We start from the raw sequence: 25,329 nt of genomic DNA on the forward strand, positions 1-25,329 counted from the left end.
GAGGTTTAATAAGGCATGATTCAGATTATATGTCAGAATGAGCGGTATACCTACGACATGTATCATATCGTAAAATCGTTCTTTCCGGATGCCGTGATAAACCAGACGGTGGATGCAGAACAAGAATCACTGATTCAGATCAGAGTGGATGGTGATTCTTGTTTTTGTTGCCAAGCAAACGACGAAGAGGTTCGCGGAACCTTTTTAGGTAGTAACGAACCGGGAATCTTTACGGTTGAACCGTCTGAAACGGATCCGATTGCAGATAAAAGGGAAAAAAAGAGATATATCAATAAAAAATTATATATATGGTTGTCAGAACTCACAGGAGAAAGCCATGCATGGGGGGATATGACAGGAGTACGTCCGACGAAAATGCTCATGGAGAAGCTGGAGGAAGGATTTTCTGATGACGAAATCGTCAGATTTATGGCAGATACTTATGTGGTAGGTGAGAAGAAAGCACGCCTCGGTATCGAAATCGCAAAACGGGAGAAGGAACAGCTTGGAAAGCTGGATTATGAAAATGGATACAGCCTCTATATCGGAATTCCGTTTTGCCCCACGACCTGCAGTTATTGTTCCTTCACGTCTTATCCGATCGCAAAATGGGAAAAACGTACGGATGAGTATGTGGATGCGCTTCTGGAGGAACTGACCGGCATTGCCGAAATGTCACGCAATAAAAATTTGAACACGATCTATATGGGCGGAGGAACGCCTACGACGCTGAGCGCAGAGCAGATGGATCGGGTGCTTACCCATCTGGAAGAAAAATTCAGCTATGAAGAGCTGAAAGAGTTTACAATCGAGGCAGGGCGTCCGGACAGTATCACGAAGGAAAAACTGGAAGTTATATACCGGCACAACGTTGGGCGGATTTCCATCAATCCACAGACGATGCAGCAGAGGACTCTGGATGCGATCGGACGTCATCACACAGTAGAAGATATCGTACGCGTCTATCATATGGCCCGCGAAATCGGATTTGACAACATCAATATGGATCTCATTGCCGGTCTCCCGGGAGAGCATCCCTGTGATATGGAAGACACACTGCGTCAGATACGGCAGCTGGAGCCGGACAGCCTGACTGTACATGCGCTTGCAATGAAGCATGGTTCCCGGCTTACAAGGGAGAAGGCCCAGCAGACGGGCGGCGGAAACGCGGGAGAGGAGCAGATGAAGAATGCACAGATGGCCCGTGAACTGGAAGAAATGATCGATATGGCGTCTGTGGCTGCGAGAGAGATGGATCTGCATCCGTATTATCTGTACCGGCAGAAGAATATCGCCGGAAATTTTGAAAATGTGGGCTATGCAAAGGTTGACAAAGCCGGAATTTACAATATACTAATTATGGAGGAAAAACAATCGATCATTGCAGCGGGGGCGGGTGCTTCCACCAAGATCGTACTTCCCTATGAGATTCCGGCGCCGGGCAGCAGGAACGGCAGAATGACGAATCTGATCAGAATAGAAAATGTCAGGGACGTGGGAGAGTATATTTCACGAGTCCATGAGATGATAGAACGAAAAGGAGAATGGCTATGGCGTTAAAGAAGAAACCGGTTACCGGTATGAAGGACATGCTCCCGAAGGAGATGGAGATCCGGGATTACGTAATCCAGATGATCAAAGACACTTACAAAACTTTCGGGTTTACCTCCATGGAGACTCCATGTGTGGAACATATTGAGAATCTCTGCAGTAAACAGGGTGGAGATAACGAAAAACTGATTTTCAAGATTTTGAAACGTGGTGAGAAGCTTAAGATCGATGAGGCGAAAGAAGAGGCGGATCTGGTGGACGGAGGACTCCGCTATGATCTGACTGTACCGCTCGCAAGATATTACGCAAACCATGCAAATGAACTACCGTCTCCATTTAAGGCGCTTCAGATCGGAAATGTATGGCGTGCTGACCGTCCGCAGAGAGGCCGGTTCCGCCAGTTCATGCAGTGTGATATCGATATTCTCGGAGAACCGGGCAATCTGGCCGAGATCGAGCTGATTCTGGCGACCACAACGATGCTTGGGAAGATGGATTTCCATAATTTCACCGTCAATATTAATGACCGGAATATTCTGAAAGCCATGGCAGCATACAGCGGCTTTAAAGAAGAAGATTTCGATGAAGTATTTATTATTCTGGATAAGATGGATAAGATCGGAGCTGAAGGTGTCGGAGCTGAACTCCAGGAGATGGGGTATACCAAAGAAAATGTTGACACCTATCTGGGGCTTTTTGATGAGATCAGCCCGGATGTGGAAGGAATCCGTTTCTGCCGCAAGAAGCTGGCAGGATTCCTGGATGAGAAGGTGGCAGACAGCATGGAAACGATCATTTCCTGCGTGGAAAGTGCTAAGGAGGCAGATTTTAAAGTGAAATTTAATCCGACTCTGGTGCGCGGACAGTCTTATTATACCGGAACTATTTTCGAGGTTACGATGGATGAGTTTGGCGGTGCAGTCGCCGGAGGCGGGCGTTATGATAAGATGATCGGTAAATTTACCGGCCAGGACACCCCAGCATGTGGATTCTCGATTGGATTTGAGCGTATTGTTATGCTTCTTCTGGAGAATGGATATGAGATTCCGTCAAAGCGTCAGAAGAAGGCATACCTTCTGGAGAAAGGCATGCATCAGGAAGGAATTCTGAAAGTACTTGCTATGGCGAAAGAAGACCGTGCAAACGGAAAGCAGGTTCTGATCGCCAACATGAAGAAGAATAAAAAATTCCAGAAGGATCAGCTGATCGCGGATGGGTATGAGGATATTACGGATTGCTATAAAGATTCCGTAATGGAACTGTAAATAGATAAAAACAGGAGGAAGAAATCATGGCAGAATCAATGATGGGCCTGAAAAGAACGCACCGTTGTGCGGAACTTTCCGAGGCAAATATTGGTGAGAGAGTGACCATCATGGGATGGGTTCAGAAGAACAGAAATAAAGGAGGACTGGTTTTCGTCGATGTGCGTGACCGTTCAGGAATCGTTCAGGTCGTATGTGAAGAGGGAAGCACAGCTCCGGAGATTATTGAAAAGGCTGCGAAGCTGAGAAGTGAATTTGTCATTGCGGTTGTAGGAAAAGTAGAAGCTCGTTCCGGTGCGGTCAATGAAAATCTGGCAACCGGTGCCATCGAGATCAAACCGGAAGAACTCAGGGTGTTGTCCGAATCCGAGACACCTCCGTTCCCGATTGAAGAGAATTCCAAGACAAAGGAAGATCTGCGTTTGAAATATCGTTTCCTTGATCTTCGAAGACCGGATATTCAGAGAAATCTGATGATGAGAAGCCGTGTGGCAACGCTGACTCGTCAGTTCCTTGCAGAAGAAGGATTTCTTGAGATTGAGACTCCTTTCCTGATCAAGAGTACACCGGAAGGCGCAAGAGATTATCTTGTTCCGAGCCGTGTTCATCCGGGAAACTTCTATGCACTTCCGCAGTCACCGCAGATTTTCAAACAGCTTTTGATGTGTTCCGGATATGACCGTTATTTCCAGATCGTAAAGTGTTTCCGTGACGAGGATCTCCGTGCTGACCGTCAGCCGGAATTTACACAGATCGATATGGAATTGTCTTTTGTTGATGTAGACGATGTGATCGATGTCAATGAACGTCTTCTTGCAAAGCTGTTCAAAGAAGTGCTGGATATCGATGTTGAGCTTCCGATCCAGAGAATGACCTGGCAGGAGGCCATGGACCGTTTCGGATCCGACAAACCGGACATTCGTTTCGGTATGGAACTTCAGAATGTGACAGAAGTTGTAAAAGATTTTGATTTTGTAGTCTTTAAGAATGCGATTGAAAAAGGCGGAACTGTCCGTGGCATTAACGCAAAAGGACAGGGCGCGATGCCGAGAAAGAAAATTGACAAGCTGGTTGATTTCGCAAAGGACTATGGTGCAAAAGGACTGGCCTACATTGCAATCCAGGAAGACGGTACCGTGAAATCTTCCTTTGCTAAATTCATGAATGAAGAACAACAGAAAGCATTGATCGAGGCTATGGGAGGAGAAAACGGCGACCTGCTTCTCTTTGCTGCTGATAAGAATAAAGTGGTATGGGATGTCCTCGGAGCACTCCGCCTGGAGCTCGCACGACAGATGGAACTTCTGGATAAAAACGAATACAAATTCCTCTGGGTAACGGAATTCCCGCTTCTTGAGTGGAGTGAAGAGCAGAATCGTTTCACAGCGATGCATCATCCGTTCACCATGCCGATGGAAGAAGACCTTCAGTACATCGATTCTGATCCGGGAAGAGTACGTGCCAAAGCATACGATATCGTTCTGAACGGAAACGAGATCGGAGGAGGAAGTGTGCGTATCTTCAATCAGGAAATCCAGAGTAAGATGTTTGAAGTACTCGGTTTCACACCCGAGCAGGCCGAAGAACAGTTTGGATTCTTATTGAATGCGTTTAAATACGGTGTACCGCCGCACGCAGGACTTGCTTACGGACTGGATCGTCTGGTTATGCTGATGGCAAAACAGGACAGCATCCGCGACGTAATCGCATTCCCGAAGGTGAAGGATGCATCTGATTTGATGACCGAGGCTCCGGCAGCAGTTGACAAAAAACAGCTGGAAGAGCTGGGACTGGAACTTGCGGGAACAAAGGAAGAGAAGACAGAAGAATAAGAATAAAAGAAGAGAAGCACGTTGCCCAGAAAATGGATGACGTGCTTTTTTCTATAGAAAACTTCACTTCCATGACGAATAATCTAGACTTGCAAAAAAATTATATAAAAGAAAACCACTGGGATATCTCAGTGGTTAAAGAGCGACAGACGGGACTCGAACCCGCGACCTCCACCTTGGCAAGGTGGCGTACTACCAACTGTACTACTATCGCATGTGTAATTGTCGTTCCTCAGAACAATATATACTATACCTTATGAATGAACATTTGTCAACTGATTTGTGAAGAAATGCATGTTCAACTTTTTGAGGATTTGTGGATATTTTGCTGACAATTCGTTTGAAACAAATGAAAAGTCATACATGCAAAACGAAAAAAAGGGTTGACGAAGTGCACGCATATAGGGTATACTATATTTTGTTCAGAGGAACGCAAATTCATACATGCGATAGTAGTACAGTTGGTAGTACGCCACCTTGCCAAGGTGGAGGTCGCGGGTTCGAGTCCCGTCTGTCGCTCTGGAAACAATGGGGTTTATGCTCCATTGTTTTTTTTATGTAATTCTTTGCTCAGAAGTAATGCTAGTAAAGTTTTCTGGACATTTCGAGCGGAGAATGAAGGAGGTATGATTGTGTATCAAATTGGAGATTACATTGTAAAATCTACAGATGGTGTATGCAAAGTGGAAGACATCCTGCATTTGAACATGTCTGGAGTTGATTGCAAGAAAGAGTACTATTTATTGATACCGGTTGGAGAGAAGGCCGAAAAAATATATGTCCCTGTCGACACAAAAACCAATATCAGAAAGGCTATGACGGAAGAGGAAGCTTTGAAACTGATCGACAAAATACCCGAGATTGAGGAAATGTGGGTGGACAATGAAAAAATGAGGGAGCAGCGATATAAGGAAGCGGTTCGAAGCGGCGATCCGGAATCTCTGATCAGTATTATTAAAATGATATACTTGCGCAATCAGAAAAGAATGGCCCAGGGCAAAAAAACGATGATGGTAGATGAACGCTATTTTCAAAAGGCGGAACAGAGCCTGTATTCAGAACTTGGTTTTGCACTCGGGAAAAACAAGGATGAAGTGTGCCGGATTATTGAAGAGTCAGTAAAACGAAAGAAAAAATAGAATCAGAAAAAAGGAGTCTGCATTGCCGGTTAATGGCTGAGGCAGACTCCTCTTTTATGTAATGAATTTCATTCACTAAAATATACGAAAAGCAAAATCCGATTACCGGAGGAAGAACCAGTATCCGGCAAATGCAGCTGCAGCAAGGATCAGAATGACAAGAATCACGACCAGTACGACCGGAAAACGTCCGCCTTCATCCTCGTCATCTTCATCAAGCATATTCTGGTAATTCTCACGCATTTCTTTTTCACGGGATTCACGCACATGCTTCGGCGGAATGTTGGAGTAAGTCTGTTCTGACTTTCTGTTATCGATCTGTTTGCGTCTGACCGGTTTCGGCTGATCCTCAAAGGCACTGTCCAGTGCATCGGAAAATTCCTCGATCGGATCTTCCATTGCGCGCGGTGCCGGTTTTACCGGACGTGGTTTTTTCTTCGGACGCGGTGCTTCTTCATCGAAGCCTGGACGTTCAATTGCAACAGTCTCATCCAGAGCTGCTTTTTTCTTTTTGGCAGGAACGGTTTTCTTCTCAGGCATAGTTTTCTCTTTTACCGGAGCAGCAGGTTTCTTTCTGGGTGCTGCTTCTTTAGCTTCCGGAGAAACAGGTCTCTTCTTCGGAGCTGCCTTCTTCTCAGTCGCTGCAGCCTTTGCCTGTGGGAGTTCCTGGGTGTTTGCCTCAGACCCGGAAGGAACAGGTTTCTTTTTCCTGGCAGGGGCTGCCGGTTTGGCAGAAGACTCGGAGACAGGTGCCTTTCTCACCGGGTTTTCATTTCCCGGAACAGGATTCGGATTCACCGGGCGTTTTTTGCGCTTTGGCTTTGGCGTTTCTGTATCAACTTCCTTTTTGGCACGCTGTTTATCTAAATTCCACTGTTTCTTGCAATCGTGGCAAATGGCAAATTCATTGTAGATAGCCTCACCGTCTGCAGTCTCACCGACTTTCTTGTTTCTGATCTCAAGTTCTTTGTTACAAATGGGGCATTTCATTCGTTATCTCTCCTCTTTGGCTTTTCATAGTCTTAATGTCCATACATATATAATGTTATCACTTCTGGAAAAGAAGTCAAGAAACTTCTTTGCACGTATTCAAAAAAGTGATAGAATAGAACCAATTAATGACTATTTACTCGAGATACAGGAAAGGATTAAAATACGATGGATAATAAGGTGATTAAAATCGGACTGCTTGGACTGGGGACAGTCGGAACAGGTGTGTATAAGTTGATTGGACGCCGCAGTGATGAGATGGAACAGAAGATTGGAGCAAATCTTGAGATCGAGAAGATTCTTGTACATAATTTGAAAAAGACACGCCATGGAATCGAACAGAGCCTTCTGACGGACCGTTGGGAGGATATTATCGGAAATGAAGAAATTCGGATCGTCATTGAAGCAATGGGAGGAATTGAACCGGCCAGAACGATGATTCTGGAGGCGATTGCAGCAGGTAAAAGTGTGGTTACGGCGAATAAGGATCTGATTGCGGAACATGGAGGAGAGCTGTTGGAAGCCGCCAGGGAACATAAGGTAGATCTTCTCTTTGAAGCGGCGGTTGCCGGAGGAATTCCGATTATCCGACCGTTGAAACAATGTCTTGCGGCAAATGCGATTGATGAAGTCGTCGGAATCGTAAACGGAACGACAAACTATATTTTAACGAAAATGTTTGAAGAGGGAATGGACTTCGGTGAGGCTCTGGCACAGGCGCAGGAGCTGGGCTATGCGGAGGCGGATCCGACCGCAGATGTCGAGGGCCTGGATGCAGGACGTAAAATGGCGATCATGGCTTCCGCTGCATTCCATTCCAGAGTCGTATTCGACGATGTGTATACGGAAGGAATTACAAAGATCTCAGCAAGAGATGTCGCATATGCCAGAGAATTTGACTGTGTTATCAAGCTGCTTGGGGTAGCAAGAAATACGCCAGAGGGTATCGAAGTCGGTGTCTATCCGATGATCATTGATAAGAATCATCCTCTGGCTACGGTAAGAGAATCCTTCAATGCAGTGTTCGTGCATGGAGACGCGGTAGGAGACACCATGTTCTATGGAAGAGGAGCAGGTGAGATGCCTACGGCAAGCGCGGTAGTAGGAGATATTCTGGATGTGGCAAGGAATATGCAGTACGGCTGCATGGGAAGAATCGGATGCGGATGTTATAAAGAACTGCCGGTCAAAGAGTTTGGAGAAGTCAAGAACCGCTTTTTCCTGAGAATGCAGGTAACGAATGAGCCGGGCGTTCTTGCGCAAATCGCGAAAGTATTTGGCGATCACAAGGTCAGCATCGAACGGGTCGTACAAAGAGAAGCGAAGAAAATGCATGCTGAACTGGTTATCGGAACCGCGGCAGTTAAGGAATATCATATGAAGGATGCAGTGGATGCTCTTAAGAAAATGCCGATCGTAAAAGAAATCAGCAGTATCATCCGGGAATATTAAGGGAATCATAGAGAAAGGAAGTGGAGCAATGCGTGAGCGTACGACGATAGGCTTTTTGGTGAAACAGATTAATAATATTTATGAAAAAGATTTCAACCGGATGCTGAAGTCGATCGGCATCACTTCCTCACAGTGCGCGGTACTGGATTATTTATTTCACAGCAGCAAGGAAGAGATCACACAGCGTGATATCGAACGGCACTTAAGTCTGAAGAATCCGACGGTGACAGGTCTTTTGAAACGGCTGGATGAGAAGGGATTCATTTTATCCGTGCCCAGTACGACGGATAAACGTTGCAAGAACATTTATCTGACTGAGAAGGCCTACGATATTCAGAAGAAGATGGAGGCAAGCAGGAAGAAGAGTGACAGGCAGCTTACGATGGGAATGACACAGAAAGAAGTACAGGCGCTCAAAAAAGCGCTGGAAAAAGTACTATATAATATTTCTGAACCGTAAATCGGACAGATTCTAAGTGGTAAAGGAGAAAGAGACATGAGTTATGCAGACAAAGTTTTTATAGATATGTGCCGGGACATTATTGATCACGGAACCAGCACGGAAGGGGAGAAGGTTCGTCCGAGATGGGAGGACGGAACACCGGCATACACGATCAAAAAATTCGGTGTTGTGAACCGCTATGACCTGCGTAAGGAATTCCCGGCAATCACGCTCAGAAAGACAGCGATCAAGAGCTGTACCGATGAACTGTTATGGATCTGGCAGAAAAAGTCGAATAATATTCATGATCTAAGCAGCCATATCTGGGACAGTTGGGCGGATGAGGACGGATCCATCGGGAAAGCCTACGGTTATCAGATGAGCGTCAAGCATCAGTATAAAGAAGGAATGATGGATCAGGTGGACCGGGTGATTTACGATCTGAAGAACAATCCGTACAGTCGGAGAATCATGACCAATATCTATGTGCATCAGGATCTTCATGAGATGAATCTTTATCCGTGTGCGTACAGCATGACGTTTAATGTGACGAAGGAAAAAGGAAGTGACAAACTTACCTTGAACGGGATTCTGAATCAGCGTTCTCAGGATGTGCTTGCGGCAAACAATTGGAATGTCTGCCAGTACGCGGTTCTTCTGCATATGCTGGCGCAGGTCTGCGATATGCAGGTTGGAGAGTTCGTACATGTGATTGCTGATGCGCACATTTACGATCGTCATATCCCGCTGATCGAGGAACTGATCACCAGAGAGACGCATCCGGCACCGACGTTCTGGCTGAATCCGGAAATTAAAGATTTCTATGCATTTACAAAAGATGATGTCCGTCTTGATAACTATGTAACGGGACCTCAGATCAAGGATATACCAATCGCTGTGTAGAGGCGAAATACGGGATAAAGGAGAGAAGCAAATATGAAACTGATTGTAGCGGCTGATAGAAATTGGGCCATTGGGAAAAACAATAAATTGATGTGGAGTATTCCGGCTGATATGAAATTCTTCCGTGAGACGACACAGGGAAACGTCGTGATCATGGGAAGAAAGACACTGGAAAGCTTTCCGCAGGGACAGCCCCTGAAGAACAGGGTAAATATTGTGATTACGAGAAATCCGTCCTACAAAGTCAAGGATGCGGTCGTCGTTCACAGTGTGGAGGAAGCAATTGAGGAGAGCAGGAAATATGACGGAGACGTATTTGTGATCGGCGGGGAGAGCATTTACCGGGCAATGCTTCCTTATTGTGATACGGCACTCGTGACGCGGATCGATTATGCTTACGAAGCCGATACCTGGTTCCCGAATCTTGATGAGGATGAAGAGTGGGAGCTGACAGATGAAGGGGAAGAACAGACCTGTTTTGATCTGGAGTATGCCTTTACCAGATATGAACGCAAATAACAAAAAACATCAAGAAAATATGCAAGAACTATCATTGACAAAGACTGGTAATGGTAAGTATAATAGATTCAATCAGTAAAGAAACAAGCAAGAATATGTGAAATGCAATGACAAGGAGGAGTACATAATTTCCGGATGCATAGAGAGAAAGCGGTCGGTGTAAGCTTTCGGGATGGAATTATGGAAGTAGCCTTCGAGCAGCGAACCCAACGGGCTGATGCCTCAGTAGACTTCGACGTGGTTCCGACGTTACATGGGAACGGTATCGGACAGGAGAAATGTCCCGTACTGACAGAGTGCAGGAACTGCGGTTCCTGAATTTAGGTGGTAACACGGATGATGATTCGCCCTAAGCTAGTAATAGTTTGGGGCGGTTTTTTTGCTTTATAGAACAAAGGAGGTAGTTACATGAAGAAAATTTCGGGGAACAAATTATTGGTAAAAGCGCTGAAAGAAGAAGGAGTAGAGGTCATGTTCGGATATCCGGGCGCCTGCACGATCGATATCAGCGATGAACTTTATAAGCAGAACCATACAAAGGTGATCCTTCCAAGACATGAACAGGCACTGGTTCATGCGGCAGATGCCTATGCGAGATCGACAGGGAAAGTAGGCGTATGTCTTGTAACCAGCGGCCCGGGTGCGACGAATCTGGTAACAGGACTTGCAACAGCCAACTATGACAGTGTTCCTCTGGTATGCTTTACCGGTCAGGTGGCCAGACCTCTGATCGGAAATGATGCCTTTCAGGAAGTTGATATTGTAGGAATCACAAGAAGTATTACCAAATACGGTGTGACGGTAAGCAGGAGAGAGGATCTCGGGCGCATCATCAAAGAAGCGTTTTATATTGCAAGAACAGGACGCCCAGGTCCGGTACTTGTGGATCTCCCGAAAGATGTGATGGCAGAGCTGGGAAGTCCGGAATATCCGCAGACTGTGAATATCCGTGGGTATAAACCGAGCACAGGTGTACATATCGGCCAGCTTAAGAGGGCAATCAAGATGCTCGGTAAAGCAAAACGCCCGCTGCTCCTTGCGGGCGGAGGTGTTAATATTTCCGGAGCCAATGCATGCTTTCGCAAATTTGCTGAGATCACAAATGTTCCGGTGGTGACAACGATTATGGGACGAGGTGCGATTCCGACCGATCACCCGCTCTTTATCGGCAATCTCGGAATGCACGGTTCCTATGCTTCCAATATGGCTGTGGGTGAATGCGATCTCCTTTTCTCCATCGGTACCCGATTTAATGACCGTATTACCGGAAAATTGCATGCATTTGCACCGAACGCGCAGATCGTGCATATTGACATTGATACGGCGTCGATTTCCAGAAATATCAAAGTAGATGTCCCGATTGTCGCCGATGCGAAGGAGGCCATCGAAAAGCTTCTTGAGTATGTGGAACCGGGCGACAATGCGGCATGGTTGGAAAGAATCGGAGAGTGGAAACAGGAGCATCCGCTGAAGATGAAACCAAAATACGGCGTGATGCAGGCTCAGGATATTATCGAAACGATCAATGAAGTATTTAAAGAGGATGATACAATCGTTGTGACGGATGTAGGACAGCATCAGATGTTCACTTCCCAATATTTGGAAGTCAATGAAAAAACAAGAATGTATATGTCAGGCGGACTTGGTACAATGGGATATGGACTGCCTGGTGCAGTCGGTGCACAAATCGGCAATCCGGACAGCACCGTGATTGCAATTTCCGGTGACGGAGGAATGCAGATGAATATTCAGGAATTTGCAACTGCAGTTTTGGAGGAGCTGCCGCTGATCCTTTGTGTATTTAACAACACATATCTGGGAATGGTTCGCCAGTGGCAGAAATTATTCTATGGCAAACGTTATTCCATGACGGATCTCCGCTCCGGTGCGGCGACCAGAAGAGGGGAAGAACCTCCGGTGAAATATACGCCTGATTTTGTGAAACTGGCTGAAAGTTACGGAGCAAAGGGAATCCGTGTAACCCGTCCGGAAGAAATGAAGCCGGCATTTGAAGAAGCAAAGAGAAACCGCGCTCTTAAGGTACCGACACTGATCGAATTCATTCTGGATCCGGAAGATCAGGTCTATCCGATGGTACAGCCGGGCGGAACATTGGAAGAGATGATTCTGGATAATTAAGGAGGAGCAGACATGGATAATACAATGAAGAAAAGATGGATTTCATTATATGTAGAAAATCAGGTGGGTGTCCTGTCCAAGATTTCCGGCCTGTTTTCGGGAAAATGCTACAATCTGGAGAGCCTGACTGTAGGAAAGACGGAGGATCCGACGATCTCCCGTATGACGATCGAAACGATCAGTGATGAAGAAACATACGAACAGATCAAGAAACAGCTGAACCGAATGGTAGAAGTGATCAAAGTCATTGATTTCACGGAGATTTCTGTAGTCATGCAGGAGCTTATGTTTGTCAAAGTAAAGAACTGCACGCCGGAAGATAAAACGGAACTGTTCCAGATTGCACAAACCTATCAGGCAAAGGTACGCGATTACGGAAAAGACAGTGTGCTTTTGGAATTTGTTCACACGGCGCACAAAAACAGTGCGATCATTCAGTTCCTTCGTTCGGAGTTCCAGTCAATCGAAGTGGTAAGAGGCGGAACTGTGGGAATCGAAGCGATTACCATGCCGAAGAGATAGGAAAACAGATCAAAACAAAAAACAGAGCGCACTCTTGAATTTTAGGCGGAGTCGTATTATAATGAAGTTTAGATTTCGAGAGTGTGAAATCCATAGCATTAAATAAGTAAAAATAATAAAAATACAACTGCCGAAGGACAGCGGAATGGAGGAATTACAATGGAAAAGAAACAGATTGACTGGTCAAATCTCGGGTTTGGATACGTACAGACTGACATGCGTTATGTTTCTAATTTTAAGGACGGCAAGTGGGATGAAGGTGGACTTACACCGGATGCGAATGTAGTGTTGAATGAGTGCGCAGGAGTGCTTCAGTATGCACAGACTGTATTTGAAGGCCTGAAGGCGTATACAACAGAAGATGGACATATTGTAATGTTTCGTCCGGATCTGAATGCAAAACGTATGGCAGATTCCGCAAGAAGACTGGAAATGCCGGTTTTCCCGGAAGACAGATTTATTGAGGCAGTTGCACAGACTGTAAAGGCAAATGCAGCTTATGTACCTCCGTATGGTTCAGGAGCAACCTTATATGTACGTCCGTATATGTTCGGAACCAATCCGGTTATCGGTGTAAAGCCGGCGGATGAATATCAGTTCCGTGTATTTACAACACCGGTAGGTCCGTATTTCAAAGGCGGTGCAAAGCCGATTACGATCAAGGTTTCCGATTTTGACCGTGCAGCACCGCACGGAACAGGACACATCAAAGCCGGATTGAATTATGCGATGAGCCTTCATGCAATCGTGACCGCTCATGAAGAAGGATTTGCAGAGAATATGTATCTGGACGCTGCGACCAGAACGAAAGTGGAAGAGACCGGCGGAGCAAACTTTATCTTTGTAACAAAGGACAATAAAGTCGTTACACCGAAGTCAGACAGTATCCTGCCGTCTATCACAAGACGTTCGATCCTGCATGTGGCAAAAGAATATCTCGGACTGGAAGTAGAAGAGAGAGAAGTATTCTTTGACGAAGTGAAAGATTTCGCAGAATGCGGACTCTGCGGAACCGCAGCAGTTATCTCACCGGTAGGCAAGATCGTGGATCACGGCAAAGAGATCTGCTTCCCGAGCGGAATGGACGAGATGGGACCTGTTACCAAGAAGCTGTATGAAACCCTGACCGGAATTCAGATGGGACATCTGGAAGCACCGGAAGGATGGATCAAGGTGGTTGAATAATGGATCAGAATGCAAAAAAGAGAAATGAACTGCTGGCACAGCAGATGATAAAAGCACTGGAATCCCGCAATATGGAAGCTTATTATGCGGAAAATAAAGAAGAAGCGCTTTGTAAGGCTCTGGAGCTCATGCCGGAAGGAAGCTCTGTTGCATGGGGCGGTTCCATGAGTGTAAAGGAAATCGGTCTTATCAAGGCTGTTCATGAAAGAAATTACGAAGTCTATGACCGGGATCTGGCAAAGACTCCGGAAGAAAGAACCGAGATTACCAAAAAGGCATTTTTCAGCGATTTCTTCCTGGCAAGCTCCAATGCAATCACGGAAGACGGAATCCTGGTCAATATTGACGGATATGCCAACCGTGTAGCTGCCATTGCATACGGACCGAAGAATGTACTTATGATCATCGGAATGAATAAGGTCGTGCGTTCCGAGGAAGATGCCAGAGCGCGCGCAAAACATATTGCGGCGCCGGTCAACGCACAGCGTTTCGGAAAGACACCTTGTACCGTTACCGGACAATGCTCCGACTGCAAGTCTCCGGGATGCATCTGCTGTCAGACGATGATTACCAGATTCAGTCAGATTCCGAAGAGAATCAAGATCATTCTGGTCAATGAAGAACTTGGATTCTAGGATTTTCAGATGGAAAAGATCAGAAAACAGTATACATTTACCGGACATGTACAGGGAGTAGGTTTCCGGTACAGCGCCCAGTATCTTGCGCAGGCGATCGGCGTGACCGGCTGGGTGAAAAATGAATGGGACGGCACCGTGGTAATGGAAGCGCAGGGAACGAGAGAACAGCTTGATCTTCTGGTGCAGAAGCTCAGAACACGGAATTTTATCCGGATCGATTATGCGGCGGAGTTGGAAATTCCGTTGGTGGAAGAACTGGGATTTCATGTGAGATGATAATATAGTGAGATGAAAGAGAGCACTTTGTATGGGAAACATGCAGAGTGCTTTTTTTCTTTTAATGGTGTAATAGGGATGAAAAATGAAAGAATGTTTAGACTCAGTTTAGTTTTTCCGGCTATTATTATATAATCATAACAGAATATTTGAGGAGGCAGAAAATGGTTCATATACTTGTTGTCGACGATGATAAGAATACGCGTCGTTTATATAAAGCGGTACTAGAAAGTGAGAATTATACGGTGTACACGGCTGAGAATGGGGAGAAAGCGCTGGGATTGATGGATCGGGAGCACATTGATCTTGTTGTACTGGATGTCATGATGCCGAAAATGGACGGATATGAGTTTACTAAAGTACTCAGGGAATCACAGAATACGCTTCCGATCCTGATGGTTTCTGCGAAGCATCTTCCGAAAGACGCCAGGTAGTGATATGCGTTTATGAAATTTTTGTGAAATGGCAATTGAGTTTCGTTTTAGTTTAGATTTCTCCGATATGATGAGTGGAAGATTCGGAAGAATTGATATTTATCTTGAAATTTACGAAAGGACATAAAGGATGTTTGAAAATCAATATATAGACTATGCTGCAGATATGACGATTCTTCTTGCTTACTATAAATGCAAGGATGACTGGAAAGACGAAGCAAATCAGATCGTCATCCAGGCACAGAAGAAATTAAAAGAAGAAGGAAAGCAGATGGACAAAGCTGTCAAGAAGCAGCTGAAGAGTGCAAATGCGGCGCTCCAGAAATGTCTGTCCAGGCTCCGTGTAGATAAAGTAACACAGGAAGATATCAATAAACTGAAATATGCAAAAGAAGAGGTTGAAAGACTGCTTTAATACAAACAGGACGACAGGCGCCATCAACGCTTATCGTCCTGTTTTTTCTGCGTGCCGCTAATTAGATGCTTATAAAAGGCACGCTGAAATTTATCCCTGATTAAATCGTGAAAGGAATTGTCTGGTTCGTTCTTCTTTCGGATTTTCAAACACTTCCTTCGGATCACCCTGTTCTACAATATATCCGTCATCCATGAAAATGACCTGATGTGCGACATCCCTTGCAAAGGCCATTTCATGCGTTACGATCACCATTGTGGTTTCTTTGTCGGCGAGTTCTTTGATTACCTTCAGCACTTCACCGGTCAGTTCCGGATCCAGTGCGGAAGTGGGCTCATCAAAACAAAGAATATCCGGTTTCAGCGCAAGAGCACGGGCGATTGCGACCCTCTGACACTGACCGCCTGAAAGCTGGTGTGGATAATTGTTCATCCTGTTTGAAAGTCCCATCTGTGCAAGAAGATCTTCCGCCAGCAGGCGGATCTCGTCGTGGATCTCCTTTTTGCGTGACTTGTAATCCGGCTGTTCTTTGGCAAGGAGTTCCTTCGCCAGCATGACATTTTCCAGAGCAGTATACTGCGGAAACAGGTTAAATGACTGGAAGACGAGACCGAAATGCAGACGTTTCTTCCGAACAGAGGATTCCTGCCAGGTCGAAGGATCTGCGGAATCAAAAAGCGTTTCACCATTTACGCGGATGACGCCTTCATCCGGTTTTTCCAGAAAATTGAGACAGCGCAAAAGAGTCGTCTTACCGCTTCCGGAAGAACCGATGATGGATACGACTTTCCCTTTTTCGAGAGAGAAACTGATATCCTTCAGAACTTCTGTATGATTAAACGTTTTACCAATGTGTTCTACTTCTAAGATTGCCATTGTTTTCTTTCTCCTTTATCTGAAATAATCCAGCTTTTTCTCTAAGCGGCCCAACAGTACCGTTACAATACCGTTGAATATAAGGTAATAAACAGCTGTAAAGAACAGCGGCCAGATCTGACCGGAAATACCGTGGGATCCTTTCATGAACGCCTGACCGGCCCAGATGATCTCCTGCAGTGCGATAATGCGGGCAAGAGAAGTATCTTTGACAAGGGTGATGATCTCATTGGACATCGGAGGAACGATACGTTTGATCATCTGGAGAAGCGTTACTTTGAAGAAAATCTGACTTTTTGTCATACCAAGTACCAGTCCGGCTTCTTCCTGACCTACCGGAACACCCTGGATCCCGCCGCGGTAGATTTCTGAAAAATAGCATGCATAGTTGATAATGAACGCAACGGAAGCTGCCAAGAAACGTCCTCCTTCACCGCCGCCCCAGATAGGATTGTGAAGGACCAGCCCCGGAAAGTAAAAGATAATGAGAAGCTGGATCATCAGAGGAGTACCACGGATAATCCAGACGAAAAGCTTGGTCAAATAGCTAAGTGGTTTAAAACGTGACATGGAACCGAAGGCGATGATAAGTCCGAGCGGAAATGCGCCGATCAGTGTCACAAAGAAAAGTTTTAATGTTTGTAAAAAGCCGACATTCAAAGCGTTGATGACAATCGGCATCTGTTCCATAATCTGATTCATAGGGATACCCTGCTTTCTCCAAAAATAGATTGTATTTTACGCATTATAATACGTAAGTGGAATGTAAATGAATAGAGAGCGGAGGAACCGCTCTCTATCCGGAAAATCATTACTGTTCAATAAGTGCTGCCTGAACACCGTATTTCTCAGCACATTCCATCATGCTGCCATCCGCATAGCTGGATGAGAAGAAATCGTTCAGAGCCTTGGCAAGGTCAGAACCCTTACGGAATCCAACGCCGTATTCTTCGCTGTTCAGTCCGAATGTGTAGGCCAGGTTCTCATATCCGGTTCCCTCACCGACCATGGCAGCTGCCATCAGAGAGTCGATCACGGCAGCATCTGATGTTCCTGCAGCAACTTCCATCAGTGCGTCAGCCTGAGATTTTACGGATGTGTAATTGATTCCAAGGTCGCTGATTGCGGCTTCGCCGGCACTTCCTGATTCTACTGCGAACGTAAGTCCGGAAATACTGTCTGCATCCTGATACTGGTCTTTCTTGTCAGCTGGAACAATGACAACCTGTGCATTGTTGCAGTAAGCGTTGGAACATTCCATAGAACTTGTTACTTCATCTGTAAGAGTCATACCGTTCCATACACAATCGATCGTCTTTCCGTCAAGTTCCATGATCTTGTTATCCCAGTCGATCTCGACGAATTCAACATCAACACCCAGGCTTTCTGCAAAAGCTTTTGCCATATCAGCATCGAAACCGATCCATTCATCGTTCTCATCTTTATAGTCCATCGGCTCGAAATCGGTGATACCAACAACCAGAGTTCCTTTTTCTTTCACATATTCCATATCGGTCTGTTCACTGGAAGTATTTTCTGTCTTTGTTTCCTTATTTTCCTCTGTCTTCGATCCGGAACCGCCGCAGGCTGCAAGCGAAAGAATCATGGCAAGAGTAAGGCCCATTGAAATTAACTTTTTCATGCTTAATTCTCTCCTTATATTAAATATGTAATGCGATTTACTTCACAATATTATCAATTTACTAAAGTAAAGTCAAGCGAAAAACGAATAAAAGTAAAGAAAGTGAGCCAATTCGGCAGATCGAGTCGTGTGTGCTTAAAAGGCAGGGTTGAAATCCATTGGTTTCAACATTATAATGGGAATAGAAATTACATTGAGGAAATGGAGGCAGAATATGACGAAGGAAAGGATAGAAAACTGGCTGGGGAACCGCATGAAGGATCATCCGGGCAATGTGATTTCGGCAGATTTTGCTATCAGGCCAGAGCTTGTAGGGGTTCACTTTTTTGATGAGCCGTTGGTGGGAATCGGAAGTGCAGAGGATCCTCTGTTTGATGAGTATAAAAAAGAGGGTGTGATCGGACCGTGGCATCTCAGTCCGAAAGAATGGATGCCGGAAGCCAATACAGTGGTTTCTGTTTTTTTCCCGTTTACAGAAGAAGTGCGAAGAAGCAACCGGGAGACGGAAGGAGAGCCCTCAGCTGAATGGCTTCATGGAAGGATCGAAGGGCAGGCCTTTCTGGCCGATACAATGCGTGAGCTGGCTGCATGGATGAACGAACAGAATGTACCAACTCTTGTACCGGCGCAGGACGAGCGGTTCCAAAGTGTTATGGGAGGCCAGGGAATTACCGGATACGAGAATATCAATGAGAAGACCTACGGAAGCAGATGGTCGGAACGACATGCGGCTTATGTGTGTGGTCTGGGAACGTTCGGGCTTTCCAAAGGGATCATTACAGAAAAAGGAATGGCAGGGCGCTTCGGCAGTCTGGTTACGGTGATGGAGGCGGAGCCGGATGTGCGGAAGTATTCCGGACTTTATGATTACTGCATTTTCTGCGGTGCATGTATCAGGCGCTGTCCGGTGCAGGCGATCTCCTTCGAAGAAGGAAAGAAGCATCCGCTGTGTCATCAGAAACTGATGCAGACGAAGAGAGATTTTGCCCCGCGCCTTGGCTGCGGAAAATGCCAGACCGGTGTACCCTGCGAGAGCAGGATACCGGAAAAGAAAACGGTGGATTCGAGGTTATACATATGAAAATTGGAATTTTTGATTCGGGAATCGGCGGATTATCCGTTCTTCACCGCGCGATGAAAATGATGCCGAACGTGAGTTTTGTCTATTATGCGGACACCGAGCATGTGCCATACGGAGAAAAGACGGTGCAGCAGATTCGGGAATTTGACGAACATAATCTGAATTTCCTGATCGATCAGGGGGTAGATGCGGTTGTGATCGCCTGCAATACAGCTACGAGTGTTGCCACGAAGGAATTTCGCGCCGGCTTTCCGGTGCCAATCGTGGGGATGGAACCGGCGGTCAAGAAAGCAGTGGAGCAGTATTGTGACACCGGGAAACGGATCCTTGTGGCGGCAACACCGATTACGATTGCCTCGGATAAGCTTCATAATCTCCTTGAGCGGGTGGATAAGGAGCATGATGTAGATCTGCTCCCGCTTCCGAAATTGGTGCGATTCGCGGAAAAAGGTGATTTTACATCCGGAGGGATCGAAGCATATCTATGCGAAGAACTTTCCAAATTCGACCTGGAAGATTATGCGGCAGTCGTACTGGGGTGTACCCATTTTAATTATTTTAAACAGAACTTTCGAAATGTTTTCCCGGAAGAGATTCATTTCGTGGACGGTAATGAAGGGACGCTCCGGCAGCTTCTTCGCGTTCTGCCGGGGGATCTGACCGATCAAAAGGAAGAAAACTCGGCTTCTGTACAATACTTTTTTTCGGGAGTACCGGCAGACGACGCGCAGATAGAATTGGTGGAACGCTGCATGAAACGCCTGGACGAGATGTACGACATAGTATAGACATTTCCCCTGGTCGATCCGCATAGAATGTGATGAAGGCGCAGCAGGAGATCATGCATGGGAAAACAGAAAATTTCGCCGGAAGGATTTGTGATAACAACCGCAGTAGCAGCCTGTATTCTTGGAATCGCATATTGGAGTGAGCAAACCGTAAACGTAGGAGGAAACACCGGTCATGCATCAGAAAGTCTGGTACAGGATACCTTTACGGCCTATCTTCTTGAAGAGGAACCCGAAGAAAATGCAGAAGAAAACGGGGATGAAAAGGATTACATCAAGTGGGTGGAATTTCATGTGACATCAGAGGCAATGAAGCAGGCATACCAATATGATTTGGATACATATGACGGCGATGTTCACCTGAACTGGGTCGATCTTCTTGCATACCTGGGAGCAAAATACGGGGGAGATTTCTCCCGTTACCGAAGCTCGGATCTTGCCGAAACGGCTGAAAAGCTGCAGATGGGTGAGTTATCGGTGAAAGAACTGGAAGACACGATGGAGTACTTTGCATATTACCGTGAAGCTTATGGGGCGGTTCTGGACGGGATGGTGGGAGAGTACCGTCTGGAACAGTCCGATGGGAGTATGAAAAGTTTTTATGGGCTCAAGGCATTTAACCCGATCGCGAAAGGATTTTCATATTCGGATTATGACGATTTCGGAGTTTCCAGAAGCTACGGATACCGCAGAAATCATCTGGGACATGATATGATGGGACAGGTGGGGACACCGGTTATAGCAGTAGAATCCGGCGTGATTTCAGCGCTCGGATGGAACCAGTATGGCGGCTGGAGGATCGGAATCGACAGTTTTGATAAAAAGAGATATTACTATTACGCACATCTAAGGCAGAACCGTCCGTATGCCGAAGGGCTGAAAGAAGGAGATGTGGTGCAGGCGGGGGATGTGATCGGCTATCTCGGCCGCACAGGATACAGCTCGGAAGAAAATGTCAACAATATTGATGAATATCATCTTCATTTTGGGTTGCAGCTTATTTTTGACGAATCACAGAGAGAAGGAAATCATGAGATCTGGGTCAGCGGATATGAACTTGTGCGGTTCCTCTCCATGAACCGCTCGGAAGCGGTCAGAAATGACGCGACAAAAGAATGGACGAGAAAATATGCTTTCGTTGATCCGGCTGCAGAAGCGTATCTGAAGGAGAATCAGAAGACACATAGTGAATAAATATAAGAGGTGCAGGGGTTATCCCTGCACCTCTTGAATTCCGGAAATATCCGAATCAATCATCATGGAATAGTTGGTATAATACACCACGAATCCCGGTTTACTTCCATTTGGTTTTTTGACATGTTTTTTCTCCACATAGTCGATCTCCACCTTTTCGGATTTCGCATTCTTGGAGTAATGGGCAGCCAGGCGGGCCGCCTCCTCGAAAGTGCGGTCCGGCATTTCGTCTCCGCCGGTCTTTACGATAACGTGGGAGCCGGGCGCTCCTTTGGCGTGGAACCACCAGTCGTTCCCTGTGGCAAAGTGGAAAGTCAGTTCATCGTTCTGGAGATTATTCTTCCCGACATACATGTGATAGCCGTCCGAAGAAATATAGTGGAGTGGCTTACTGGTGATCTTGACTTTCTTTTTGGTAAATTTGCGCCGGATGTATCCGGTAGAGACCAGCTCTTCCTTGAGCTGCGTCAGGTCGTCCTCCCCGCGTGCCATTTCCAGTGCATTTACGATGGATTCCAGATAGGTGATCTCGTCGTGAGTCTCCTGAATCAGACCGGTCAGTGCTTCATAGGTCCTCTTCTGCTTGTTGTATTTCTCAAAATAGCGGGCTGCATTTTCCTGTGGAGTCTTCTGCGGATCCAGCGGAATCGTAACCATTTCATTGGTGTAATAGTTGAGCGCTTCCAGCTTTTTAGCGCCTTCCTCCAAATTGTAGCCGTAGGTATGGATCAGTTCCCCGTAAACTTTGAATTTGTCCCGGTTCTGTGTGTCCCGTAACTGGCGCTGCTGCAGATCGTATTTCTTCCGGTTCCGTTCCAGAGCCGTCTGGACCACGCGCCTTAGATCCGACGATTTCTGGCGGATCCGGGTGATCGTGTCGCGGGAAGCATAATAGGTCCGTATCACCTCGGAAATAGAGTCGAAGGTCCGGACACGGTAATTTTCCAGATGAGTAAGCGGGATGGATGAAAATTCCACCGGGTCATCTCCTTCATAATAAATCTGAGGGGAGAAATCTCCGTTTGCCACCTGCTCGAAGAAATAGGTGAACTGCCGGTACAGATGTGCCAGCACATCCTCGGAGAGTTCCCGTGGTGGGAGCGCAGAGTCAACACCCGCAAGATGGCAGATCTCCTCGGCAGCGACCGGGCTGACGCCGGTAAAACTGTTATAGATCGCCTTTGCGAGAGGCATCGGTTTGGAAATAAGTCCGTCACGGAACACCGATTCCGTTACATCCAGCGGATCCAGCTTGCTCATCGTGTCAGGGATAAAATAGTCTCTTCCGGGAAGGACTTCACGCACAGAACTCATCTGGGCGGAGACATGCTTGATACTGTCCAGGATCATGCCCTTGTCATTACAGAAAATGATGTTGCTGTGTTTGCCCATGATTTCTACGATCAGCGTCTTCCTGCAAAGGTCACCCATCTCATCCAGATGCTCAATATCGAAATGGATGATCCGTTCCAGCTTCGGCTGACTGATCGACACGATCCTTCCGTTTCCTACATATTTTCTGAGCAGCATACAGAAATTCGGTGCCGTCATGGGACTTGGTTTATTTTCTTCCGTCAGATAGATCAGAGGAAGGGAGGCGCTTGCGGAAATGCAGAGCCTTTTCTGTCCTTTCGGAGTCTTGATTGTGAGCAGAAGCTCGTCGGTTTCCGGCTGGGCGATTTTATAGATTCTTCCGTCTAAAATGGTTTGATTCAGTTCTTTTACTATATTTGCGATTGTAATGCCGTCAAAAGCCATAGTTACACCTCGTTTTGAAGTTTTAAAGGATCATAAGGTAAAGACCGGTGCGGGTGGAAAATGAACCGCCCGGATTATGACCCTTGTACCATCATACCACGCTCCCGCGTGATTTGCAAATGTACGGGTGTACGGGGAACGGTTCTGCATAGTTATAAAGAAACTCGGATGAGCGGCTGAACTGACTTAGAAAGGTTGACATGCCAAAGGGGAAAGGGCTATAATATAACGTAGCGAAATTTGGTCGCAGAGCGGCCGGTAAGAAGAGGGAAAATCAGATGATAAAGAGTATGACAGGTTTCGGACGCTGTGAGGTATCCGAGGCAGAACGCAAGTTTACGGTAGAAATGAAAGGAGTCAATCATCGTTATCTGGACGTGGGAATCCGGATGCCGAAAAAGCTGAACTTCTTCGAGACATCGATCCGCAACTTATTGAAGAAATATATCCAGCGCGGCAAGGTGGATCTGTTTATTACATATGAAGATATGTCAGAGGCTCAGGTTACTTTAAAATATAATCAGAAGCTGGCAAGTGAATATATGGACTATTTCAAAAAGATGGAAGAGGATTTTCATCTGGACAATGACATCCGTGTATCTACACTTTCCAGATGTCCGGAAGTGCTCACAATGGAAGAACAGGTCGTGGATGAAGAGGAACTCTGGAACGGACTTTCCAAGGCGCTGGAGGGAGCCTGCAGACAGTTTGTTGAGACGAGAACGGCAGAGGGCGAGAATCTGAAGAAGGATATCATCGCAAAACTGGACGGTATGCTGGAGACGGTGGCATGCATCGAAGAACGTTCGCCGCAGATCGTGGCGGAATACCGTGAGAAGCTGGAGACGAAGGTGAAGGAGCTTCTCGCAGATACACAGATGGATGAGGGGAGAATCGCGGCAGAGGTCGTGATCTTTGCGGATAAAATCTGTACGGATGAAGAAGTAGTCCGCCTGAAGAGCCATATCAAGCATATGAAAGAAACGCTGGAATCTGCAGATGGAATCGGACGCAAGCTGGATTTCATTGCCCAGGAGATGAACCGGGAGGCAAATACCATACTTTCCAAGGCAAATGATCTGGAAGTTTCCAATCATGCCATTGATCTGAAGACTGAGATTGAGAAGGTTCGGGAACAGATTCAGAATATTGAATAAAAGCTTTGAAAAATCTTCGGTTTTATGGTAAAATAAATATTTGCTTATATAGAAAATGGCAGGAGAGCTGATTATGAGTAAAAAAAAGGGAATACTTATTGTAGTTTCCGGCTTTTCCGGTGCCGGAAAAGGAACGCTGATGAAGAGACTGCTGGAAGATTATGATGATTATGCACTTTCTGTTTCGGCAACTACCAGAAGTCCCCGTCCGGGAGAAGAAGACGGAAGAGAATATTTTTTCAAGTCCGTTGAGGAATTTGAAAAAATGATTGCACAGGATGAGTTGATCGAGTATGCTAAATATGTTAACAACTACTATGGTACGCCGAAAGAATATGTGATGCAGCAGCTTGAAGAAGGGAAAGATGTGATCCTTGAGATCGAGATCCAGGGAGCACTGAAGGTTAAGGAGAAGTATCCGGACACCCTGCTTCTGTTCGTCACACCGCCGGGAGCCAGGGAATTGAAAGAGCGTCTGGTTGGAAGAGGTACGGAGACCATGGAAGTGATCGAAAGCCGGATGAAGCGTGCGGTGGAGGAGTCGGAAGGCATGGATCAGTACGATTACCTGGTCATCAATGATGACCTTGACACCTGCGTGAAGGAAATGCACCGGATCATCCGTGCGGAACATGATCGCGTATGCCGGAATGAAGAATTTATCGGCAGGATCAGAAAAGAACTGGAAGAATTATAAAGTTCGGGATGCAGATAAGATACGAAGAGAGACTGAAAGGAGCAGAATTTATGTTACATCCATCTTATAGCGATTTGATGAAAGTAGTAAACCAGGATGTGGAAGAGGGAGCAACCAAGATCGTTAACAGCCGTTATTCCATCGTGCTTGCCACTGCAAAGCGTGCAAGACAGCTGATCGACGGTGAGATGCCTCTTGTTGACACGAAGCCGGGCGAGAAGCCGCTTTCCATTGCAATCGATGAGCTGAACAACGCAAAGCTGAAGATCATTGCAGAGGATACGGAAGAGTAAAAAGAACGATGCAGCAAGTACGCCGGGGCGTACTTGAATCCCAAGGCAGAAGCAGGCGACTGTGTCTGCCTTGCTGAGCTTTATTTGGGAAGAGAATAAGGCGACAGGAGCTGCCTTTGGCGGCTTGGAAATTATTGATAC

26 protein-coding genes, 2 tRNA genes and 1 other annotated feature are annotated in these 25,329 nt (G+C 46.2%); of the genes, 22 read left to right on the forward strand and 6 right to left on the reverse strand.

All coding sequences use genetic code 11. The features are described 5' to 3' along the window. The first annotated feature begins 15 nt into the window (after positions 1-15). From hemZ to aspS, 3 genes are read left to right on the forward strand one after another with little or no spacing between them, the layout of a single operon-like run. Positions 16-1,560: a coproporphyrinogen dehydrogenase HemZ gene (gene hemZ / locus ACTNBR_RS08725; RefSeq protein ID WP_427819875.1), complete on the forward strand. Its 1,545-nt coding sequence runs from the start codon at positions 16-18 to the stop codon at positions 1,558-1,560. Then, complete coding sequence (gene hisS / locus ACTNBR_RS08730; RefSeq protein ID WP_427819874.1) at positions 1,545-2,816, forward strand: histidine--tRNA ligase; 1,272 nt, start codon at positions 1,545-1,547, stop codon at positions 2,814-2,816. The genes hemZ and hisS overlap by 16 nt, the downstream gene beginning before the upstream one ends. Positions 2,817-2,842: 26 nt before the next feature. Beyond that, positions 2,843-4,648, forward strand: a complete 1,806-nt coding sequence (gene aspS, locus ACTNBR_RS08735) for an aspartate--tRNA ligase (protein ID WP_441017767.1) — start codon at positions 2,843-2,845, stop codon at positions 4,646-4,648. Positions 4,649-4,789: 141 nt separating this feature from the next. On the opposite strand, the gene ACTNBR_RS08740 is transcribed toward aspS, so the two are convergent. Continuing rightward, positions 4,790-4,862 (reverse strand) — tRNA-Gly (locus ACTNBR_RS08740). A 232-nt stretch (positions 4,863-5,094) separates the two neighbouring features. On the opposite strand from ACTNBR_RS08740, the gene ACTNBR_RS08745 reads away from it, so the two are divergent. Then, positions 5,095-5,167, forward strand: a tRNA-Gly gene (locus tag ACTNBR_RS08745). A gap of 113 nt (positions 5,168-5,280) precedes the next feature. Beyond that, on the forward strand, positions 5,281-5,787 hold the full coding sequence (locus tag ACTNBR_RS08750; RefSeq protein WP_441017765.1) for a CarD family transcriptional regulator: 507 nt from the start codon (positions 5,281-5,283) through the stop codon (positions 5,785-5,787). Positions 5,788-5,889: 102 nt separating this feature from the next. Here the strand turns inward: ACTNBR_RS08750 and ACTNBR_RS08755 are convergent, their stop codons facing one another. Next, positions 5,890-6,777: a hypothetical protein gene (locus tag ACTNBR_RS08755; protein ID WP_441017763.1), complete on the reverse strand. Its 888-nt coding sequence runs from the start codon at positions 6,775-6,777 to the stop codon at positions 5,890-5,892. 168 nt (positions 6,778-6,945) lie between these two features. Here ACTNBR_RS08755 and ACTNBR_RS08760 point away from each other — a divergent pair, with 168 nt between their 5' ends. From ACTNBR_RS08760 to ACTNBR_RS08810, 11 genes are all read left to right on the forward strand, one after another. Beyond that, entirely contained in the window at positions 6,946-8,229 is a 1,284-nt protein-coding gene (locus tag ACTNBR_RS08760; RefSeq protein ID WP_441017761.1) for a homoserine dehydrogenase, read from the forward strand. A 28-nt stretch (positions 8,230-8,257) separates the two neighbouring features. Next, positions 8,258-8,689 carry a MarR family winged helix-turn-helix transcriptional regulator gene (locus tag ACTNBR_RS08765; protein ID WP_427807154.1) on the forward strand — a complete coding sequence of 144 codons (432 nt, stop codon included), beginning with the start codon at positions 8,258-8,260 and terminating at the stop codon, positions 8,687-8,689. Positions 8,690-8,725: 36 nt separating this feature from the next. Beyond that, on the forward strand, positions 8,726-9,574 hold the full coding sequence (thyA, locus tag ACTNBR_RS08770; RefSeq protein ID WP_427807155.1) for a thymidylate synthase: 849 nt from the start codon (positions 8,726-8,728) through the stop codon (positions 9,572-9,574). A gap of 33 nt (positions 9,575-9,607) precedes the next feature. After that, a complete protein-coding gene (locus tag ACTNBR_RS08775; protein WP_427819869.1) occupies positions 9,608-10,093 on the forward strand; it encodes a dihydrofolate reductase in 486 nt (161 codons plus the stop codon). Between the two features lie 98 nt (positions 10,094-10,191). Beyond that, positions 10,192-10,448: a binding site (T-box leader), on the forward strand. A 53-nt stretch (positions 10,449-10,501) separates the two neighbouring features. Beyond that, on the forward strand, positions 10,502-12,232 hold the full coding sequence (gene ilvB / locus ACTNBR_RS08780; protein WP_441017759.1) for a biosynthetic-type acetolactate synthase large subunit: 1,731 nt from the start codon (positions 10,502-10,504) through the stop codon (positions 12,230-12,232). A gap of 12 nt (positions 12,233-12,244) precedes the next feature. After that, a complete protein-coding gene (gene ilvN, locus ACTNBR_RS08785; RefSeq protein ID WP_427807158.1) occupies positions 12,245-12,754 on the forward strand; it encodes an acetolactate synthase small subunit in 510 nt (169 codons plus the stop codon). A gap of 159 nt (positions 12,755-12,913) precedes the next feature. After that, entirely contained in the window at positions 12,914-13,939 is a 1,026-nt protein-coding gene (locus tag ACTNBR_RS08790; RefSeq protein ID WP_427807159.1) for a branched-chain amino acid aminotransferase, read from the forward strand. Then, positions 13,939-14,574, forward strand: a complete 636-nt coding sequence (locus ACTNBR_RS08795) for a lactate utilization protein (RefSeq protein WP_427807160.1) — start codon at positions 13,939-13,941, stop codon at positions 14,572-14,574. The genes ACTNBR_RS08790 and ACTNBR_RS08795 overlap by 1 nt, the downstream gene beginning before the upstream one ends. 9 nt (positions 14,575-14,583) lie before the next feature. After that, complete coding sequence (locus tag ACTNBR_RS08800; RefSeq protein ID WP_427807161.1) at positions 14,584-14,853, forward strand: acylphosphatase; 270 nt, start codon at positions 14,584-14,586, stop codon at positions 14,851-14,853. Positions 14,854-15,017: 164 nt separating this feature from the next. Next, a complete protein-coding gene (locus ACTNBR_RS08805) occupies positions 15,018-15,287 on the forward strand; it encodes a response regulator (RefSeq protein ID WP_441017757.1) in 270 nt (89 codons plus the stop codon). A 130-nt stretch (positions 15,288-15,417) separates the two neighbouring features. Next, on the forward strand, positions 15,418-15,702 hold the full coding sequence (locus ACTNBR_RS08810; RefSeq protein WP_441017755.1) for a DUF5685 family protein: 285 nt from the start codon (positions 15,418-15,420) through the stop codon (positions 15,700-15,702). 90 nt (positions 15,703-15,792) lie between these two features. On the opposite strand, the gene ACTNBR_RS08815 is transcribed toward ACTNBR_RS08810, so the two are convergent. The 3 genes from ACTNBR_RS08815 to ACTNBR_RS08825 form a co-directional block, all read right to left on the reverse strand. Beyond that, positions 15,793-16,578, reverse strand: coding sequence for an amino acid ABC transporter ATP-binding protein (locus tag ACTNBR_RS08815; RefSeq protein ID WP_427807165.1), 786 nt, complete (start codon positions 16,576-16,578; stop codon positions 15,793-15,795). A gap of 15 nt (positions 16,579-16,593) precedes the next feature. Next, positions 16,594-17,280: an amino acid ABC transporter permease gene (locus ACTNBR_RS08820; RefSeq protein ID WP_427807167.1), complete on the reverse strand. Its 687-nt coding sequence runs from the start codon at positions 17,278-17,280 to the stop codon at positions 16,594-16,596. Between the two features lie 109 nt (positions 17,281-17,389). Next, positions 17,390-18,220 (reverse strand): transporter substrate-binding domain-containing protein, encoded by an 831-nt coding sequence (locus tag ACTNBR_RS08825; protein ID WP_427807168.1) that lies wholly within the window; start codon positions 18,218-18,220, stop codon positions 17,390-17,392. A gap of 214 nt (positions 18,221-18,434) precedes the next feature. Here ACTNBR_RS08825 and ACTNBR_RS08830 point away from each other — a divergent pair, with 214 nt between their 5' ends. The 3 genes from ACTNBR_RS08830 to ACTNBR_RS08840 are packed head-to-tail and all read left to right on the forward strand — an operon-like array spanning position 18,435 to position 21,283. Beyond that, on the forward strand, positions 18,435-19,301 hold the full coding sequence (locus ACTNBR_RS08830) for a 4Fe-4S binding protein (protein WP_427807170.1): 867 nt from the start codon (positions 18,435-18,437) through the stop codon (positions 19,299-19,301). Beyond that, positions 19,298-20,089 carry a glutamate racemase gene (gene murI / locus ACTNBR_RS08835; RefSeq protein WP_427807172.1) on the forward strand — a complete coding sequence of 264 codons (792 nt, stop codon included), beginning with the start codon at positions 19,298-19,300 and terminating at the stop codon, positions 20,087-20,089. The genes ACTNBR_RS08830 and murI overlap by 4 nt, the downstream gene beginning before the upstream one ends. Before the next feature lie 57 nt (positions 20,090-20,146). Beyond that, positions 20,147-21,283 carry a M23 family metallopeptidase gene (locus ACTNBR_RS08840; protein WP_441017753.1) on the forward strand — a complete coding sequence of 379 codons (1,137 nt, stop codon included), beginning with the start codon at positions 20,147-20,149 and terminating at the stop codon, positions 21,281-21,283. Between the two features lie 18 nt (positions 21,284-21,301). Here the strand turns inward: ACTNBR_RS08840 and ACTNBR_RS08845 are convergent, their stop codons facing one another. Beyond that, the gene (locus ACTNBR_RS08845) at positions 21,302-23,041 is read right to left on the reverse strand and encodes an Rqc2 family fibronectin-binding protein (protein WP_427807174.1); all 1,740 of its coding nucleotides are present in this window, start codon (positions 23,039-23,041) and stop codon (positions 21,302-21,304) included. Between the two features lie 278 nt (positions 23,042-23,319). Between ACTNBR_RS08845 and ACTNBR_RS08850 the strand changes: the two genes are divergently transcribed. The 3 genes from ACTNBR_RS08850 (at position 23,320) to rpoZ (ending at position 25,188) form a co-directional block, all read left to right on the forward strand. Continuing rightward, positions 23,320-24,198, forward strand: a complete 879-nt coding sequence (locus ACTNBR_RS08850) for a YicC/YloC family endoribonuclease (protein ID WP_427807175.1) — start codon at positions 23,320-23,322, stop codon at positions 24,196-24,198. A gap of 73 nt (positions 24,199-24,271) precedes the next feature. Next, the gene (gene gmk, locus ACTNBR_RS08855) at positions 24,272-24,895 is read left to right on the forward strand and encodes a guanylate kinase (protein ID WP_427807176.1); all 624 of its coding nucleotides are present in this window, start codon (positions 24,272-24,274) and stop codon (positions 24,893-24,895) included. A gap of 50 nt (positions 24,896-24,945) precedes the next feature. Continuing rightward, positions 24,946-25,188 (forward strand): DNA-directed RNA polymerase subunit omega, encoded by a 243-nt coding sequence (gene rpoZ, locus ACTNBR_RS08860; RefSeq protein WP_427807177.1) that lies wholly within the window; start codon positions 24,946-24,948, stop codon positions 25,186-25,188. Positions 25,189-25,329: the final 141 nt, after the last annotated feature.

It is taken from the genome of Bariatricus sp. HCP28S3_F11 (assembly GCF_052065395.1).
GTDB lineage: Bacteria > Bacillota > Clostridia > Lachnospirales > Lachnospiraceae > Allocoprococcus.